Origin of the sequence: Chryseobacterium sp. C39-AII1 (assembly GCF_039672645.1) — a bacterium.
Classification (GTDB): domain Bacteria; phylum Bacteroidota; class Bacteroidia; order Flavobacteriales; family Weeksellaceae; genus Chryseobacterium.
This window is the reverse complement of record NZ_JBDFPQ010000043.1, coordinates 1-990: the sequence shown is the minus strand read 5'-3', so window position 1 is coordinate 990 and position 990 is coordinate 1. Positions and strand designations below refer to the sequence as shown.

The 990-nt window shown below is 33.7% G+C and carries 1 protein-coding gene; it reads left to right on the top strand.

Annotation, left to right across the window (positions count from 1 at the left end; translation table 11 throughout):
* Positions 1 to 131: 131 nt before the first annotated feature.
* Positions 132 to 990: transposase (locus ABEG63_RS21510; protein WP_346587486.1), on the top strand; the 859-nt coding region annotated here is incomplete at its 3' end.

The following is a 990-nucleotide window of genomic DNA, read 5'->3' as shown; positions in this document are numbered from 1 at the left end:
ATACCAAGATATCGCCCCTGATTTTATTCCCCTGCTGCTGTTTTCTTCCAAATCCGGATAGAACGTTGTTTGGAGATAACTTTTACCATGTTGGATCAGAAGAAAACCTCTATAATAAAAAAGATTTTTGTATGTCAAAAATATCAAAAAAAGTAATTGGAGTAGACGTTGGATCAAAATTTTTAACAGTAAGTTTTAAAGACTCGGAAGAAAGAGATCAGGTTTTTAATATCGAAAATACCAAACGCTCGATTTTATCATTTCTTAAAAAGTTTAGTGTTGAAGAGTATTGTTTCGTGATTGAGGCAACAGGAAATTACAGTCGTCGTATTTTGCATCTGTCTTTACTTCATGGTTTTGAATCGAGTTTAATCAATTGTATGATGATTAAACATTTTGCGAGACTCAAAAATATCATTACTAAAACAGACTTTGAAGATGCCAAATTAATTCGTCTTTATGGAGAAACCTTTGAATGTGAGGTATATCTTGCAAAAAGTATGGAGATGGAGTATTTGGATCAGGAGCTTAAATTGTTGAATGATCTTGAAGAAGAAAAGCGACGTTATGAATCGAGACTTAAATCTTTGCGTTACAATTTGCATATCAATTCGTCTACAGAAAAGCATTATGAGAGAAAATTAAAACAACTTGATAAAGAGATTAATGAAGTTATAGGTCGTCTTCCCGAGCTTCAGGATGAAGAATTTAAGGAAACGAAAAACTTGTTGCAGTCTGTCTCCGGAATTGGTGAAAAGACCTCTCTTCAATTGATGACAGCTACTTCGGGTTTTAAAAATTTTAATTCCGCAAAATCCTTATCCAAATATTTTGGATTGGCACCTAGAATTTATCAATCTGGGAAGAAATCTTATTCACCTGGAAAATGTAGGACATCCAAGACTCATATCCGTGGTTTGTTGTATGTTTGTTCGTGGTCGGCAATTCGGTATAACAAGCATTGCAAGGAGTTTTATGAAAAGCTTCTTT